Source organism: Exiguobacterium sp. s161, assembly GCF_018619045.1.
Lineage (GTDB): Bacteria > Bacillota > Bacilli > Exiguobacteriales > Exiguobacteriaceae > Exiguobacterium_A > Exiguobacterium_A indicum.
The window spans coordinates 248856-265244 of record NZ_JACSNH010000002.1; the positions used below are offsets into that span (position 1 = coordinate 248856).

Consider the following 16389-nt stretch of genomic DNA (forward strand, 5'->3'; position numbering starts at 1 on the left):
AGAAAATTATTCTGTTGTCCTGTTCTTGCCATATTTCCAGTCATGCGTTTCCATTTAGAATGTTCAGGGTACTTAAAAAGTGTAGTATGATATCCGATTCTTGTGGAGGCGTTTATTATGGCGAAATATAAAAGCGATGCAACGCACGTCATTACGACGATTATTTTCAATGATTTAGAAAAAGCGCAAACAGGCTTCGCGATGATCAAAGACCTCGAAGCGATCAAGGAAATCGACATGGAGCAGATGGTTCTCGCAAAACGCGACGAAGCAGAGGGGTTCTCTTTCATCGATGCAATCGACTTCACGCAACAGGATCAATCGTTCAAAGGATCGCTCATCGGGATGGCGATCGGCGTCATCGGTGGTCCGTTCGGGATGCTCGTCGGTTCCGTCGCTGGCTACTTGATTGGTGCGAATCGGGATGAGAAAAACGAACGAGATTCGTTTGATTTGTTTAACCGGACACTGAATCAGATCAATCTCAATCATTACGGTGTCATCTTGATCAGTGAAGTCAACGAAGATTCAGAAGCCGTCAATGCGATTGCCGCTGAACTCGGAGCGACGATTCGCCGGACAGGTGAGACATTGCAGGATGAGACAGTGTAAACTAACAATATAAGGTGTGCGCTTCGTCCCCATTTATTTTGGGGGCTTTTTTAGTGTCACTAGTTTGATAAATAAAAATAATTAAACTTATGAGTTCCTAACAAACACTTACTGTATTTTCAAGTATAATAGAATTATATGGATTAATAGTTTGCTTTATCAATCAAAATTTAGAAAACATACATATTTATTGGGTTTGAACATTACTCTTAAAACCATCTCATGACTCAGAGGAGATTGAATGAGTGAACGTATGGTAAAACGATGCCATATAAATGTTACAGAGAAGGTTGCCTCTCAAGTTTGGCTTTAAATTCGACGAAAATCATCTTAAAGGAGGAAGAAACGTGTTAGAAATTTTAAAAGGAAAATCAGTCAAGACCTATGAGAATGAGTTTTTCAGAAAAATCTCCGCTGAACTTTTTGATTTATTTGAGCGAAAATCTTGGAACGGCATATTGATTGGCATGCCGGAGTGTGTAACAAAAGAGGGCTTACAAATTGATTGTCTGCTGCTCACTCAGAATCAAATGATTGTAATTGACTTTAAAAACTATAAAGGGGTGTTGAACCTCCCCTCTCCTCAGGACTTCAAATATGGCAGATGGGTGCTAAATAAAGATGTTACCGTTAAAGGTGGCAGTGCTCCCAATCCTTACGCTCAGTTACAAAGACAGCGTGCTCGATTAATTCAAGAGCTACAATCCCGAATCCAATCGTTCAATAAAAGTACAGTCTCGACGATGGTATGTTTTCAAGATGCGATCGAAACGATTGGTGAAATCCCACACCAATTCCAATTAGGGTTCACAATCGCTGATCCAAACAATTATCTCAATAAAATCGTCGACATTCTTGATGTGATGGGTAATAGGAATTTGAACTATTTATCAGATTCGGCCAAACGTGTGTTTACCCAAACCGTATTTCAAGCCAATCCGTATAACTTTAACGAGGCCATAGACGTAGTGATATCAGAACCTAAACTGCAAGCCTCAAATGATCATATGCATCAAATGAAGGAAATAAATGACTTTTTACGTTCTGATCAGAAAATTATGACCGTGACAGGAAATACGAAAAGTGGAAAGACGGCGTTGATCCCACATATACGCGATTTGGCATTCGATGCAAATTATACGCATGTCCCAGTCTTCGCCTATTCGAATCGGTTGAAACAAAAGATGCTACAGAGCCATCCGAACCTAGAAGAGGTCGAATCTTTATTCAGTTCGATATTTGATTTTAGTACAGAAGACAGGGACGAAAATTATAGAAAAGTTATTCCTTTGAAAATATCTCGTCCTCTCTCGACAGAAGAAAACTCAAATGGAACTGAGATTGCTGTTCAAGACAAGATTCTATACATCATTGATGACAGTCAATTGATCACAAATTCGAAGCTTCATTCCGATGATATCCAATATGGTTCTGGTCACCTATTAAATGATGTGTTGGATCATATCAATTTAGTAGATCACCCAGATACAAAGATTATTTTTGTAGGTGATGTGAACAAACTGAGTTTTGGATCAGAAATGGAAGACGCACTACAAGTGAATTACCTTCAAGCACTTTTAAAACAACGAAATCTTATTTCAGATATAGCTCACATTGAATTGCCTGACAATAAAACCGGAAATGAGATCATTGAGGCTTGTAATCAAATTTCATCTCAGATTAAACAAGATCAATTCAATAGCTTGGTCCTATCATCGCATAACGCAATGTCTGTAAATGAAGTGGAAAATAAGGCAAAAGTGATGAAAGCAGCGTTTCAACATCCGTATGAAAAAAAGATAATAGTGTATACGAATAAAGTAGCGATGAAGATTAATCAGTGGATTAAACAACACTTCCTTAAAAACGGGGCAAAAATTGGACCGGGAGATTTGCTGATTTTCAACTCCTCTTCTCTTGCTGAACAAGAAACACATGATGATACTGGTGTATCTCAAAATGAGCATTTTGTCTTTTCAGAAGTCAGACAGGTACATAACGGCATGTTTGGGGAAGTGTTACGAATTACTTATTCAAAAACGATAGAAAAAAACGAAATGGTGGACGACAAAAATATCGTCTTACGCTTTGTTCCTTGTGTTATTAGGCTTAGAAGTGGAATCGTGATTGAAACGTTTGTGTTTGAGAATTTTTTAAATGCCGATAAAAATGAGCTTGAGCTAAATGAACAAATCGCATACCTCAAGGTCTTGGCAAAACTAGAAGTAGACGCACAAGAAAAATCACCCTTTTCAAAAAGTCCTGAGTTTGAAGAAATGATGAAACAACCTAAAACATACGCAAAAATCGAGCGTTCTGGAAAAATACTTTATCGGGATTCATCAGATAGTCGAAAATTGACTAGCTTTGAAAAAGCATATCGATACCGCATCCTAAAAGAGTTAAATGATCCCGAGTTTGAATATTTCAAAATTTTAAACGCAGCGAAGGTGAAATTTGGATGGGCTATGACAGTAAATAAAGCCATGGCTTATACATTTAATGAGGTATTCTTTATTACGGACGAGGAGAATCGAGGACGGACGAATAAAGAATATTTCAGATGGCTCTATACGGGAATCTCGACAGCTTTGAATAAGGTGTACTTAATCAATTGGAAGCCTATCTCGCCATTCATGAAAATCAACTTCTCGAACGCTCCAGAAGTTACAAGTTATAAGAAGAAACCTAAGAACATTTTTTCCTTTGCAGACGATCAACTCCTGCCAGCGGAACATTTAAGAACATATATAGACGAACGATTGTCTGGTGTAGGTGCAGTCAAAACAATCGTCTCAAGACCATACCTGGAAATGGTCACTTTAAACATAGATTCAGAAGATGTTGAAGTGCACTTTAACTACACTGGGAAGAGAGAGATTCGAAGCCCAAAATTCAAATCAGGGAGTACGGCAGGATATGAGAAGTTACTTTCACTTTTAGCTTCTGGAAATCAGGATTTGGTAAACGATCTTGGAGTCATGAGGCCTATCTTTGAAGAACTGAGTCAATACCTTCAGCATGCTGAAATTCAATTGCGTGTGATTGATGCTCAGGATTGGAAACTGATTTTACAGTTCCATAATCATCAAGAGTATGTGGAAGTCCAAACTTATTACAACGGGAAAGGAATGGTGAGTACATTCGATTATTTGCATGGAGATGCAGATATCTATAAACAGGTAGTGGAACTCATTCAAAAAAGATATACGTTAACGTAACGGAGGGATAGAATGTATACGACAAAAGATTATAAAGATGATTTGTATCAAATTACGAAAACTCGCTTCGTGAAATATAAGTTGTTATTAGATTTTACGGAACGACGAGTTAGTCAAAATGACTTTATCGCGCAGTTAAAGCTAAAGAAGGAAGATAGCGAGATTAAACAGATTTTTGATGATTTAAGAGCCATATCTGAAAAAATTCGCTTAAATGGTGGCAACCTAGACCCCGATCCGGTCGAAGAAGCTAAACACCTGAGAAAAGCAAACAAGCCTAAAGAGGCATTTATAAAGATTTTGCCTACCTTAATGAATAATCCAAATGATGATGATACTTTAATCACGTTTGGGTGGATTATGTATGATTTTCTGAAAATCTCTGAGAATGAGATTGATCGTTATCTTAATAATTTCAGAATATTGAACGATAATGCGACCATTACATTGAATAAATGGTCACCAAACGACATAAAAAGAACATTGGTAGATTCTATATTATGGTCTATTCGGAGAGTCATCTCAAAAGATGATTCATACGCCGATAAAGTACTTCCTGAGTTTTTAAGATTTTATAGAAATGACTCTAATTTTATTGAGACAAGATATGATCCGAATGCACGTTCTGCCATGCGTTCACTTATCAAAGACATGATGAGTCATTTAAATGATTATAACTATCTCAAGTTTATAGATACTATCGGATTTGATTGGTTCGATTCAATTGATGCGAGAGAAACTCATTTTCAGACTGAAGATGGAGAGGAAAAAAAAATACCACCTTTGAAGGAATCGGTATTAAACCATTATTCAAAAAGAATATTAAAAATGGACATTCAAATTGTGACAGAGCAACGCGTTAATACTTTCTTATCTGTTTTGGAGAGAAGCATTGCTGCAAATACTTCCTTTGTTTGGCTCCCTTATCACCAAGGACGATTGTTATTAAAATTGAATCGAAATGAAGAAGCATTGAGCGTCATTTCTTCCTTCGGAAGAACAAAAAGTAATGAGTTTTGGGTATGGAATCTTATAAGTGAGCTAGTTGAAGAGGAAGAACGGTTTAACTGCCTATGTGCAGGTTTACTTTGCAAGGCAAAGCCAGAAATGATTGTGGGACTGCAAGAAAAAATCATCCCGTTATTAATACAACGTGAGATGTATTCGCATGCTAAGCGAGAGCTAGATACGTTAATCAAATCTCAACAAGCAAACCGGAAGAGCGTTTCACCAAAACTAGAAGGTTGGAAAAAAGAGAATTGGTACAAGGAAACGGAGAACGTTGACACAAGAGAACAACTAGCTGATTATGCGCAAAAAGCGAAAGACATTCTTTATCGAACACTCCCGCTTACCGATATATTTGTCACCTCCGTCAACGAAGAGAAAAGCATTGTCAATTTTAACTTCCTGTTGAACAACAAGTCCGTGAAAAGCGGTTACTTCCATAGTGATTCAATTGAAGGGAATCATAATTGGAAAGGTGACGAAATATTTAAGGCAAAACTGTTCAAACATCACAGTAGACCGAATTATTATTTGATACATGAAGTTACACAAGGTGACGAAGACTTTCGTTCGAACTTCATTCAATCCGACATCGGATATATAGAAAAAAATAATGAAAATGCATTTGCTTTTGTCAATGATGTTTTCATTTCTCCAATCTTAGTAGATAAACATAATTTGGAAGATGAAGATCTAATCAAGTTTATAAAAAAAATGAGGTTTAATAAAAAGAAAAATACTTGGGGTTGGTCGGTGGATGAGATAACTTATGTAGAGAAATAGAATATGAATATATCTTCATAAGTTCACCAGATGTTAAATTTAATAAAAATGAGAACTACGATGAAATAAGAACTTACTTTTCTATGCGACTATTACCCCCGAAACCCTTTTACTACGAAGGCGGCGAACGCGCTGTTTTGCTTTTACACTCCTTCACCAGCAATCCGAATAACATGAAAAAGCTTGGCCGCTATTTGCAACAGAGTCAGTTTTCCTACTATGCTCCGACACTGAGTGGACACGGTTTACCAGCAGAAGAACTTTTGAACTACGGACCAGCCGACTGGTAGCAAGATGTTCTCGACGGTTATCAACTTTTGAGAGACAAAAGATGCAAACAAATAGCAGTTGTCGGTCTGATATGCTCCCCAAAAAGTAGACAGTTGAAATAACTAAAACTGTCTACTTTTTGAAGGGAGCTTTTTCTATGGCCACATCTAGGTTTTCGATGGATCAAAAACTACACATCATTCAGTTGTGTGAGGATGGAACAAACTCGATTAAGTCGATCGCCTCGCTCTTTGAGCTTTCAGTCACGACCTTGAATGGTTGGAGGACAAAATATCGCGTGGGAGGATTCTCCACACTTCATAATCGAACAAAGTGGACACGCTATCCAGAAGAACTAAGGATGAAAGGAACTAAGGATGGAAGCTATACATGCAGTTCTGACCCAAGAGGAATCGCTCTCTAGCGCTACCGTACGGTTTAATATTTCGAGTACAAGCTTACTTGCAAGATGGATTCGGAAATATACTAGTCATAGTACACTTGGGAAACCATTGAAGGAGCGGTCTATTATGACTAAAGATAGAACCTCTACATTCGAAGAACGTGTCCAGGCAGTTATGGATTGTATACAAAGCGGAAAAGACTATCAACACATCATGGAGACCCATCGGGTCTCATACCAACAAATCTATAGTTGGGTAAGAAAGTTCGAGAAGGACGGAATCGACGCGCTGATGGACCGTCGCGGACGTCAGAAGCCAGTAGAAGAATTGACGGATACAGAGAGCTTTGCGTTGGAGCTGAAATGACTCGAGCGAGAAAATGAGCGTCTACGAATGGAGAATGATTTCTTAAAAAAGTTAGAGGAGATCGAGAGGAGGTCACGTTAAGTCAAATTCGTCTTCAAGATAAATATGAAGCCATACAATCATCGGTAGAGCAATTTGGTTACCCGATCATCGCCCTATGTCACCTCGCTGGTGTCTCGCGCGCTGCCTACTACAAGTGGTTACGCCGGATTGGTATACCGCAGACACGTGAGACGGAGAACATAAAAATCATCGAAGAGATGAACGAGATCCACCTTGCGGTGAACGGAATCTATAGCTACCGACGGATGACATTGAACCTGAAACGCCGTTTCGGAAGAAACGTCAACGCGAAGCGTGTCCGTCGTCTAATGCACGTCGCCGGTATTCATTGCGTCATACGCCGGAAACGTCCTTTGTATATTCGTAATCGCCCTCAACAGACCGCAGAGAACATTCTGAACCGTGATTTCAACGCGGCAGGACCGAACCAAAAATGGGTGACGGTTTGAACGGAACTGAAGTACGGCGCCTCTCAGAAGGCATATTTGAGCGCTATTCTGGACCTATGTGATGGATCCATCCGTGCCTTCGTTTTTGGGCACTCCAATAATAATCAGCTCGAGTTCGATACTCTCGAACTCGCCCTACAGGGCGCACCCGGAAGTCCTCCCTTGCTTCATAGTAATCGAGGATTTCAATATACGTCTCATACGTTTCGTCATATGACACGCGTGGCAGGCATTACACAAAGCATGTCTCGGGTTGGAAGATGTATTGATAACGGACCGATGGAGTCCTTTTGGGGAGCGTTAAAGTGCGAAAGTTATTATCTACATAAGTTTTCGGAGTTCGACGAACTCCGACTCGCGATCCAGAAATATATTTACTTCTACAATGAAAAACGGTACCAACAACGGTTAAACGGCTTGGCTCCATTAGAATACGGAACTCAAGCCGTTTAAGAGATTTTTATTATTTATCCTGTCTACTTGACGGGGAGCAGTTCATCTTCTCTTTCAGTTATAACTCTTTTCGATTCAGTAACTAATAATTTTATAAATTCTGATCAATCATTGTTTTCATTGACAAAATCCATCGTTAAGCTGTCCTTATTTATATTAAGAGGAGTAACAGAAATAAAATAGGTATTTTCATCAATATTATTTTTTAAAACCATATTCGAACAAATTATCAAAATTTTCCATAAAACTAGCTCATCACTATGACATGTGGTTGCTATTTTAACGACCAAGTTCGAGGCGCAATCTCAAAAAGAATCGCTCGAGGTTTCAGTAGCCATAACCACGACGTTTGATGAGCTTAATCTTGTTGTTCGTTCCTTCCATTTTCCCGTTCGATAGCCTTGATACAATGGTCTGACGCATCGCTTCCTTACGACCCCGAATCGCTTTCGCGATTTTTGCGAGAGGTCCGCACGGATGGAACTGGTAACGGTCTAGTCAGTCCGTCAGCCTTCGTTGAGCCTGCCCGTTACACGTTGCTTTCAGCACATACCGGATATGTTGGAGTCCTCTATATAGATCCTGAGTAAAGGCATCTTCTAGAATACAAGAACGGGCGACCTATCGGTCTTCTAGAGCCAACATTTCTGGGCGACAAGCCAGTGCACGGTCGATGACACGAATATGATGATGACGTTTCGTCTCGTTCAAAAAAACGACGCCGTCGGCGAAGAGTGTCCGTGAAGAACTGGATGAGATGAAAACGATCCAGCACATGCGTTGCATCCAGAAAGACAGAAGTGACTGCCTTCGCCATCGCAGGTGCAAAATCGCTGACGACCGACCGAACATCTCCCGGCACACCTTGAAGCGCAGCTGTAATCGCTGATGCGTCCCGGACCCGGGACGACAGACAGAAGACACCCAGTCTTGGCATCAAGAACAATCGTCGATGAGTTTGCCCTTTTCTCGTGGCAAATCCATCGACGAGGATGTGCTTTGTGTGCTTTTCTACCTCAGCTGAAGCGCACTGATAAAACCATCGTTCGACAGTCGTATAAGGGAGTTCATATTCACGTGCGACATCTGAAATCGTCCGTCCATGGCACCGTTCTATAATGCTTTTTCGGAACACTAGGAATCTCACGTGGATCAGGAATGACAGGAAATACATGTGGTTCTTCATCAGACGACATCTGGATTTGAAAAAGAGCTGGAAGCGGAAGAATTAATTTGATAAACAGTTGGGACAAGGCGAAAACTCCAATCGTGGTTTGTCTAGACAACAATTACGATACTGGGGTTTTCGCTTTTTTTCTATGTTCAATTCAAAATCCGATGGATTTTATGTGTCAACCACATCTTATGGTGATGAGCCAATTTATTCTCTTTCTTGAACAATCTTCAAAAATTGTTGTGTTAAGGCAGATTGTCCGTCTTCCGTCAACCAGACAAGAGCCGTCGTACTCGTCGCGTCCGGTAACCGTTCCTGAACAAGTCCCGTCATGTCGAGCTCACGGAGTGTACTTTTCGGTAACAGTGTCACGGCTTGTCCGCACCGGACGAGTCCGATTAAGGTCAGGACGTCGGAACAGGTTTCCTGCGAGACGACACCGAACTGCTGACTGAGCGTCTGAAAGACACCCAGTCCTTCCTGACTCGGAATGATGACGTCGGCGTCCGCATATTCCGGATGATGGACGCGATAAAACGGTTCTTCTTCCATCCATTCAATCGAGATCCCTTGTGCATCAATCGGCAGACGGACGAACGCTGCGTCAAGCGACCGTTCTTTCAACCGTTCGATGAGCGCACTCGATTCTCCTTGGTGGACTTGTAAGATAATACCAGGATGTCGTCGTTTCATCTGTTCAATCCATTCGACGAGCCGACTGGCTGATAATGTGTTGACACCAATTCGCAAAATCCCTGTTCGACCGGCTTCGATGTCGCTCACTTCCATCCGTGTCTCCTGCTCGAACTGCAGTAAAGAAACTGCTCGTTCATATAAGCGGTTGCCGCTTGGTGTGATCCGGATCCCGCGTCCTGCCCGCTCAATCAGACGAACGCCGAGCTCTTCTTCCATCCGCCGAATTTGTTGCGTCAAGGCTGGTTGCGCCATCCGCAAACGCTCCGCTGCCCGCGTGACAGACTGTTCCTCGACGACCGCACAAAAATAGCGGTACTGGCGTAAATCCATACTCATCATCTCTTTCATATGTTTTCATGTATAAAGATATATGAATCATAACATCAATCATATGCTATGATGCAGGAATATCTGAAGTTTAAGAAAGGAGCTTTTTCATGAAACAAACGACTTCTACCTTCCAGTGGATCGTCTTTTTACTCGCGAACACGATTGCTTTACCAATCGTCGTCGCCAGTCTGTTCGACCTCTCATCAGTCGAAACAGCTGCTCTTGTCCAACGGTCGTTCTTTGTAGGCGGGATTGCCTGTTTCCTACACGGAGCCTTCGGCCACCGGCTTCCGATCGTATCGGGACCTGCCGGATCATGGGTCAGCATCTTCGTCGTCATCGCCGCACTACCGGTCGACTCAAAAACGGCCTTTACGATCGCGATGGCAGCCGTCGTCATTGCCGGCGTCGTCCTCATCATTCTCGGTTTGACAGGATGGACGAAATACTTACTACCCGTCTTCACACCGCTCGTCAGCGGAACATTTTTGCTCTTATTATGTATTCAATTAACAGGCGTCATGCTCGGTGCCGTTCTTGCCGTCGAGGCAACACGTCTCGCCGGAATCATCACGTTCTTGCTCGTACTCGGACTCAGCCAATTCGGACCGAGTCGCTTACGTCCGTTTGCCTTGATGATCGGAATCATCGTCGGTTGGCTCGTCAGCCGTCCGTCGCTTCCTGCATCGTCTAGTTTGTTCGCACCACCGCAAGCGTTACCGTTCGGATGGCCACAGTTTGACGGCAGTGCATTCCTTGTCGCGATTCCGTTCGCGATCTTGCTCGTCGTCAATTTAATTGCCGCTTTAAGCGCCGTCGAAGCGACGCTTCAAAAACAAGGACGTCTGCACCAAGGATTATCCATCGAAGGTGTCATTCATTTACTCGCTGCTACATTCTCGACGCTTGTGCCGGTGCCGTTACCGATCACGAGCGGATTCATCGCGCAAACGGGAAGCCGGAAACGTCGCCCGTTCTTGATTGCCTCGCTCGTCATCGCGTTGATCGGTTTCTTCCCAAGCTTGATCGGGATCATCGCAACATTACCGCGTAGCGTCGCGAGTGCCGCGTTGCTTGCGACATTGCCACACATGTTCCTGATTGCTTGGCAGTCTGCGGAAAGTAACATGGAGAACAGCCGTCGCCGCCATGCGTTTGCGATCAGTGCCGTCATCGGCATCAGTATCTTGTTGCAATCAACCGTCATTGCGGAAGTTCTGCCTTTGACGCTTCGTCCGTTCCTCAGTAATGGATTACTCGTCGGAACGATGCTTGTGCTCGGTTTCGAAATCATCGAAAAAGTTCGCTCTCGTCGCGCGAAACAGGCTGATCGATTAGCGAGCTAAATGGTATTGTACGACCGAACGATGTCATCATCCTCGCTTTCCTGTAAGGGTCGAGGATGAACATCTCCTCTGTTTATTCACCTAAAAAAGTAGCCTTTTCGAGTCACATCGAAAAGGCTACTTTTTTCTCATTTCATTCAATTAAAATCAAAAAGCTATTTTACTCAACGCACTTCCCGCCACCATTTTCGTGTCGTGCTCTCGGGTGTCACACTCTCCCCGATCATCGGAGTCAGAACCGGAATCTCATCGCGTTTCGCTTCCTTGAGCAACCGTTCGACCGGCTCGAACCATGCATGAAACGCGAGGATGAAGGCAGACCAGTGAATTGGCATCAGGACGCGACCTTTGACGTCACGATGTGCTTGAACCGTTTGTTCCGGTAACATATGCGAATTGGACCACCGGACATCGTACTGCCCACATTCCATCATCGTCAGGTCAAACGGACCATATTGTTCGCCGATTGCTTTAAAGTGTGGACCATATCCACTATCGCCACTAAAGAAGACCTTTTGCGAGCCTTCGATGACCCATGACGCCCATAGCGTTGAAAATTGATCAAGACCATTTCGCCCTGAATAATGGCGCGACGGAGCCGCTGTCAGTTTGATGCCACCGACTTGTGTCGATTCATGCCAGTCGAGTTCCGTGATTCGCTCAGCTGAGACGCCCCATCCACGGAGACGACTCCCGACACCGAGCGGCACGATGAAGCGACCGACTCGATTTTTCAAGGCGAGGACGGATGGATAATCCAGATGATCATAATGATCATGCGAATAGACGACGACATCAATCAACGGTAAACGTTCGAGATCAACCGTCTGCGTCGTTTGAAAACGTCCTCCGCCCAGCTTCGGGAACGGTGATGGTGCGCGCCCGAGCATCGGGTCAAAGAAAATCGTTTGCCCATCGAGTTCGAGTAAAAATGCCGAATGTCCGAACCATGTGACACGTGGTGTTTCGCTATCGTCTTGACGTCGCTGATACGGAAGCGTCGGTAACGCTTTGACAGGACGCAGATTCGGAATGTTTCTTCCGTAATCCTTTAAGATACTTTTCATCGAGTCCCATTCCATCTTCAACTGGAAATCCATCTCATTTTTGAACTTCCCGTCGACAAAACGATCTGATCGTTCAAAACTCAGCCGCTCTGCACGGCTTGGTCGATTTCCGAACACCGGGTATCGGTTGATGAACCAAGCACTGGCAAGACCAATTCCTGCTAAAGCTGTCACTATTTTTTTCATGTCTTATCACCTCTTCGATGGTCTCAGTATAGCACCTCGATTCCTCACACATCTCGCCCTACGCCTCCAGATATGAAAAAAAGTGAAGTCCACCGCAAGCGGCGCCTTCACTTCTAGGTATTAGTCGAGATCGTCCGCTTTCCACTTCGCCCGGTCGCTCTTCTCACCGTCCCCGCGGTGATTGGATTCATAGGCATTGTTCCCCGGATTTTCGACCTTGTTATCATCGTGTCGATGGTCATGATCATGGTTATGGTGATGATGGTGCTCATGGTCGTGGTCATGATCGTGATCTCGATCCTTGACGAACAATGCAAGACCGCCACGCTCGACTTCTGCGTAATGCCGTTCTGCCTCATCGTCCGAATGTCCGACACGTTTTAATGTCTCGCGGAGCGGTGGTTCTTTAGAAAATTTTGATTTGACCTGATCAATCCAACTTGCACCCGATGCTTCGTCTGCCGCGTCATCTCGACCGACGACAGAAAAATCCGAATCATGATGCCCCTGTTGTTTCAATTCCTCGATTTTTCGTTCCAGACTCGATTGATCCTGATAGATTCCAACAAACCGTTTCGCCATCACATGACACCTTCCTTTTTCATATGAATTCAAACTCGCTCTGTTTTTACCCTTGTTCGCTTGCCATCAAACGAGATTTCAGGAATGAAAAAACGGACTACTTCGAAAAGTAATCCGTCAAAAACTTAGAGTTGTTGCGGTGAATCGACCAATGTGATCGTTCCTTCGTTTTTCTGAACGAATCGCTCGTAGACGAAATCATTTGCAAATAATAGAACAGCATTTTCCCAACGGTCGTAGACGAGAACCGTCCGAGAATCCGTCAATTGTTTGACGGCAGCGACTTCAGCTGGCTTGATCCATTTCGCGACTTGGAAGTTCGCAGCATCCTTCAAGATGTCAACGCCATACTCACCTTTGAGCCGGTGCTCGAAGACTTCGAATTGGAGTTGTCCGATCGCTCCAAGGATGATTTCGTTGTATTCCGTCTTGTAGACCTGGATCGCACCTTCTTGCGCGAGCTGTTCGACACCTTTTTGGAACTGTTTCGACTTCAAGGCGTTTTTCGTGTAGACCTTCAAGAAGAGTTCTGGTGCGAACGTTGGGAGTGCTTCATATTGTAACGATGGATCACCGTTCGTGATTGTATCACCGATTTGATAGTTGCCTGAATCGTACAACCCGATGACGTCTCCTGCGAACGCTTCATTGACCGTTTCCCGCTCATCCGCCATGAATTGTGTCGATTGAGATAACTTCATCTTCTTGCCTGTCCGTGTCAGGACGACGTCCATTCCACGATCAAATTTACCCGTACAAATACGGACGAACGCAATCCGGTCACGGTGGTTCGGGTTCATGTTCGCTTGAATCTTGAAGACGAAACCGCTGAAGAAGTCTTGTGCCGGCTCGACTTTCCCTTTGTTCGACTCGCGTGGTGTCGGTGAAGGAGACAAGTTCAAGTAATGTTCAAGAAGTGGTGTGACACCAAAATCGACGAGTGCTGATCCGAAGAAGACTGGAGTCAGTTCACCTTTTGCGATCAATTCTTCATCATATTCGTTACCTGCGCCGTCGAGTAAGTCGACTTCATCCATCAACGTCTCATACATTTCCGAGTTGATCGTCGTCGCGAGTTCTTCGTTCGCGAGACCTTCCTCACCGAGTTCGATCGACTTACGATCGTTCTTGAAACAATGGAATTGTCCTTTGACACGGTCATAGACCCCTTCGAACTGTTGCCCTGAACCAGCTGGCCACGTCACAGCAACAGACGGAATACCGAGGACTTCTTCGAGTTCTTCCATCAATTCGAGTGGGTCACGCGCTTGACGGTCCATCTTATTGATGAACGTAAAGATTGGAATCCCGCGCATCCGACAAACTTGGAACAGTTTCTTCGTTTGCGACTCGATCCCTTTCGCTGCATCGATGACCATGATTGCTGAGTCAACCGCTGTCAGGATCCGATACGTATCTTCACCGAAGTCCGAGTGACCTGGTGTATCCATGATTGAGACGATCTTTTTATCGTATTCGAATTGCATGACCGAAGACGTAACAGAGATTCCGCGTTGTTTTTCGATTTCCATCCAGTCGGATTTCGCAAATTTCGAGTTTTTCCGTGCCTTGACAGAACCTGCCTCACGGATTGCCCCTCCGTGCAGGAGGAATTTTTCAGTTAATGTCGTCTTACCCGCATCCGGGTGGGAGATGATGCCGAAAATCCGACGCTTTTCGACTTCCGTTTGTAGAATGTTTGTCATGTATGGTAGTTCCTTTCACCGATATATTCAAAAGTCCGATCAATCTTTTTCGCAACTAGTCTATCATACCGAATTTTCAAGGTCTCGTCCATTTCACTTCATTGACTCAATTTTCAGATTTAAAGTTGACAATTCATCACGATCTTCTTTACGATGACTAGGAAGTTTACTATTACAGAAGGAGGAGACGTACAATGGTATTCCATCAAGCCCGGACATCTGTCCACACTGTCTTTGTATCGGCTATAACTGTACGTCACCCAATCGTTTAATTTTTAATTAAGCAGGGTGTGCGTATGCGTATACGTACATGTTGCCCTCTTATATTAGGACGGGTATGCCCATATTTGTGCGTATCCGTCTTTTCTATTGTCTAAAAACAGAATATAAGGGGTTTTCACTATGTTTAACGCACTCAAACAGCTTGATCGCAACATCTGGATCCGGTTCGTCGGGGAAACGATCACGGGGATCATGATGTTCATGATTGCACCATTTTTAGTTCTTTATTATGCGGATCGACTCGATTCCTACTTCTTGGTCGGTGTCATCATGGCGACCGGACCGATCATGTCGCTCGTCGGTGCCGTCCTCGGTGGTCACTTCGCCGATAAATTCGGTCGAAAACCACTGATGGTCCTCTCGATCATCGGTGACGTCATCGCACTAATCGGTTTTTCGTTCGCTGATTCATTCGGACCACTTCTCGCTTTGAACGCGCTGCTCGGTTTATCGAGTTCACTGTTCCATCCGGCGGCAAGCGCGATGGTCGCTGACGTCACACCACCAGAACGCCTGAACGAATCGTTCGGCCTGCTGCGGATGGGACATAACGTCGGGGCCGCATTCGGTCCACTTCTCGGAAGTGCGGTCCTATTCGTCGACCGTTCACTCATCTTCTACTCTGCCGCTTTCGTCTTTTTCCTGTACGGACTCGTTCTCTACTTCTTCATCGAAGAGACGAAACCGGAGTATATCGAAAAGACGGACGAAGTCAAAGTATCACCGCTCACTGTATTGCGGAAGGATCATGTCTTTTTAATCTTCATCGGGGCGGGTGTCTTCATCTCGATGGGATTTGCCCTCGTCGAGAGTATGTTACCGGTCTTCTTGAAGGAAGCACTACCGGGACTACCGACGAAACAAAATCCGTTTCCTTACTTGATGGCACTGAACGGAATCATGGTCGTCTTGTTCCAGTTCCCGATCGCTGCTCGCTTGTCCGGCAAGGCATTCGGAAAAGTCATGTTGCTCGGCGCCTCGATTTTCGGGATCGGCATGATTTTTCTCGCATTCGTGCCGTCTTACCTGTTCTCACTCGGAACGAGTTATGTCGTGCTCGTGACGGTATTGCTTGCGATTTATGCGTTCTATACGCTCGGTGAGATGATCATGTCTCCTGTGCAGATGACGTTCATCGCTTTGATCGCACCAGAACATCTCCGCGGAACGTACAACGGTGCTGCGAGTCTCCAGTGGTTGATTGGCGGCGTCACCGCACCGCTTCTCGGATCGTTATTCCTTGATACCGGAAAAGGTGACTTTGCGCTCGGATTCGTCGGACTGCTATGTTGTGTCTCAGGTGGGGTCTATCTCGCACTCGACCGGTCGATTCAACGTGCGAAACGCTTAACGAAATCAGCTTAAAAAAGCGATGTGTCATGCTCCGACTT

At 44.2% G+C, this 16389-nt stretch carries 14 protein-coding genes and 1 pseudogene; 9 read left to right on the top strand and 6 right to left on the bottom strand.

What is annotated here, in order from left to right; all coding sequences use genetic code 11:
* The first annotated feature begins 117 nt into the window (after positions 1-117).
* From KNQ14_RS08835 to KNQ14_RS16775, 7 genes are all read left to right on the top strand, one after another.
* Positions 118-612 carry a hypothetical protein gene (locus tag KNQ14_RS08835; protein ID WP_214860736.1) on the top strand — a complete coding sequence of 165 codons (495 nt, stop codon included), beginning with the start codon at positions 118-120 and terminating at the stop codon, positions 610-612.
* Positions 613-959: 347 nt separating this feature from the next.
* The gene (locus KNQ14_RS08840) at positions 960-3833 is read left to right on the top strand and encodes an NERD domain-containing protein (protein ID WP_214860737.1); all 2874 of its coding nucleotides are present in this window, start codon (positions 960-962) and stop codon (positions 3831-3833) included.
* A 12-nt stretch (positions 3834-3845) separates the two neighbouring features.
* A complete protein-coding gene (locus tag KNQ14_RS08845) occupies positions 3846-5624 on the top strand; it encodes a DUF7017 domain-containing protein (protein WP_214860739.1) in 1779 nt (592 codons plus the stop codon).
* Between the two features lie 427 nt (positions 5625-6051).
* Positions 6052-6318 (top strand): helix-turn-helix domain-containing protein, encoded by a 267-nt coding sequence (locus KNQ14_RS16760; RefSeq protein WP_256442249.1) that lies wholly within the window; start codon positions 6052-6054, stop codon positions 6316-6318.
* Between the two features lie 106 nt (positions 6319-6424).
* Positions 6425-6664 (top strand): helix-turn-helix domain-containing protein, encoded by a 240-nt coding sequence (locus KNQ14_RS16765; protein ID WP_251138348.1) that lies wholly within the window; start codon positions 6425-6427, stop codon positions 6662-6664.
* A 260-nt stretch (positions 6665-6924) separates the two neighbouring features.
* Positions 6925-7176 carry an IS3 family transposase gene (locus KNQ14_RS16770; protein WP_251138349.1) on the top strand — a complete coding sequence of 84 codons (252 nt, stop codon included), beginning with the start codon at positions 6925-6927 and terminating at the stop codon, positions 7174-7176.
* Between the two features lie 6 nt (positions 7177-7182).
* Positions 7183-7629, top strand: coding sequence for an IS3 family transposase (locus KNQ14_RS16775; protein ID WP_371743346.1), 447 nt, complete (start codon positions 7183-7185; stop codon positions 7627-7629).
* A 327-nt stretch (positions 7630-7956) separates the two neighbouring features.
* On the opposite strand, the pseudogene KNQ14_RS08860 reads toward KNQ14_RS16775, so the two are convergent.
* The 3 genes and pseudogenes from KNQ14_RS08860 to KNQ14_RS08870 all read right to left on the bottom strand — a co-directional run.
* A pseudogene (locus tag KNQ14_RS08860) lies at positions 7957-8088 on the bottom strand (transposase); the annotation flags it as partial.
* Between the two features lie 112 nt (positions 8089-8200).
* Positions 8201-8815 (bottom strand): transposase, encoded by a 615-nt coding sequence (locus tag KNQ14_RS16925; protein ID WP_371743344.1) that lies wholly within the window; start codon positions 8813-8815, stop codon positions 8201-8203.
* Between the two features lie 195 nt (positions 8816-9010).
* Complete coding sequence (locus KNQ14_RS08870) at positions 9011-9847, bottom strand: LysR family transcriptional regulator (protein WP_251138353.1); 837 nt, start codon at positions 9845-9847, stop codon at positions 9011-9013.
* A gap of 89 nt (positions 9848-9936) precedes the next feature.
* Between KNQ14_RS08870 and KNQ14_RS08875 the strand changes: the two genes are divergently transcribed.
* Entirely contained in the window at positions 9937-11175 is a 1239-nt protein-coding gene (locus KNQ14_RS08875; protein ID WP_149427056.1) for a purine/pyrimidine permease, read from the top strand.
* Positions 11176-11339: 164 nt separating this feature from the next.
* Here KNQ14_RS08875 and KNQ14_RS08880 read toward each other — a convergent pair whose 3' ends face one another.
* The 3 genes from KNQ14_RS08880 to KNQ14_RS08890 all read right to left on the bottom strand — a co-directional run bounded on the left by KNQ14_RS08880 (position 11340) and on the right by KNQ14_RS08890 (position 14716).
* Positions 11340-12428 carry an MBL fold metallo-hydrolase gene (locus KNQ14_RS08880; RefSeq protein ID WP_214860743.1) on the bottom strand — a complete coding sequence of 363 codons (1089 nt, stop codon included), beginning with the start codon at positions 12426-12428 and terminating at the stop codon, positions 11340-11342.
* A 120-nt stretch (positions 12429-12548) separates the two neighbouring features.
* Positions 12549-13010 carry a YflT domain-containing protein gene (locus tag KNQ14_RS08885; protein WP_214860745.1) on the bottom strand — a complete coding sequence of 154 codons (462 nt, stop codon included), beginning with the start codon at positions 13008-13010 and terminating at the stop codon, positions 12549-12551.
* A gap of 125 nt (positions 13011-13135) precedes the next feature.
* Complete coding sequence (locus tag KNQ14_RS08890; RefSeq protein ID WP_058713293.1) at positions 13136-14716, bottom strand: peptide chain release factor 3; 1581 nt, start codon at positions 14714-14716, stop codon at positions 13136-13138.
* A gap of 402 nt (positions 14717-15118) precedes the next feature.
* Here KNQ14_RS08890 and KNQ14_RS08895 point away from each other — a divergent pair, with 402 nt between their 5' ends.
* Positions 15119-16363, top strand: a complete 1245-nt coding sequence (locus tag KNQ14_RS08895) for an MDR family MFS transporter (RefSeq protein WP_023467788.1) — start codon at positions 15119-15121, stop codon at positions 16361-16363.
* Positions 16364-16389 lie beyond the last annotated feature (26 nt).

Bases quoted from the DNA above. Each gene is read 5' to 3' on its own strand.
- KNQ14_RS08875 (WP_149427056.1), top strand. From the start codon at position 9,937: ATGAAACAAACGACTTCTACCTTCCAGTGGATCGTCTTTTTACTCGCG.
- KNQ14_RS16770 (WP_251138349.1), top strand. From the start codon at position 6,925: ATGAACGAGATCCACCTTGCGGTGAACGGAATCTATAGCTACCGACGG.
- KNQ14_RS16765 (WP_251138348.1), top strand. From the start codon at position 6,425: ATGACTAAAGATAGAACCTCTACATTCGAAGAACGTGTCCAGGCAGTT.
- KNQ14_RS08845 (WP_214860739.1), top strand. From the start codon at position 3,846: ATGTATACGACAAAAGATTATAAAGATGATTTGTATCAAATTACGAAA.
- KNQ14_RS16760 (WP_256442249.1), top strand. From the start codon at position 6,052: ATGGCCACATCTAGGTTTTCGATGGATCAAAAACTACACATCATTCAG.
- KNQ14_RS08835 (WP_214860736.1), top strand. From the start codon at position 118: ATGGCGAAATATAAAAGCGATGCAACGCACGTCATTACGACGATTATT.
- KNQ14_RS08880 (WP_214860743.1), bottom strand. From the start codon at position 12,428: ATGAAAAAAATAGTGACAGCTTTAGCAGGAATTGGTCTTGCCAGTGCT.
- KNQ14_RS08870 (WP_251138353.1), bottom strand. From the start codon at position 9,847: ATGAAAGAGATGATGAGTATGGATTTACGCCAGTACCGCTATTTTTGT.
- KNQ14_RS08895 (WP_023467788.1), top strand. From the start codon at position 15,119: ATGTTTAACGCACTCAAACAGCTTGATCGCAACATCTGGATCCGGTTC.
- KNQ14_RS08885 (WP_214860745.1), bottom strand. From the start codon at position 13,010: ATGGCGAAACGGTTTGTTGGAATCTATCAGGATCAATCGAGTCTGGAA.
- KNQ14_RS16925 (WP_371743344.1), bottom strand. From the start codon at position 8,815: ATGAAGAACCACATGTATTTCCTGTCATTCCTGATCCACGTGAGATTC.
- KNQ14_RS08890 (WP_058713293.1), bottom strand. From the start codon at position 14,716: ATGACAAACATTCTACAAACGGAAGTCGAAAAGCGTCGGATTTTCGGC.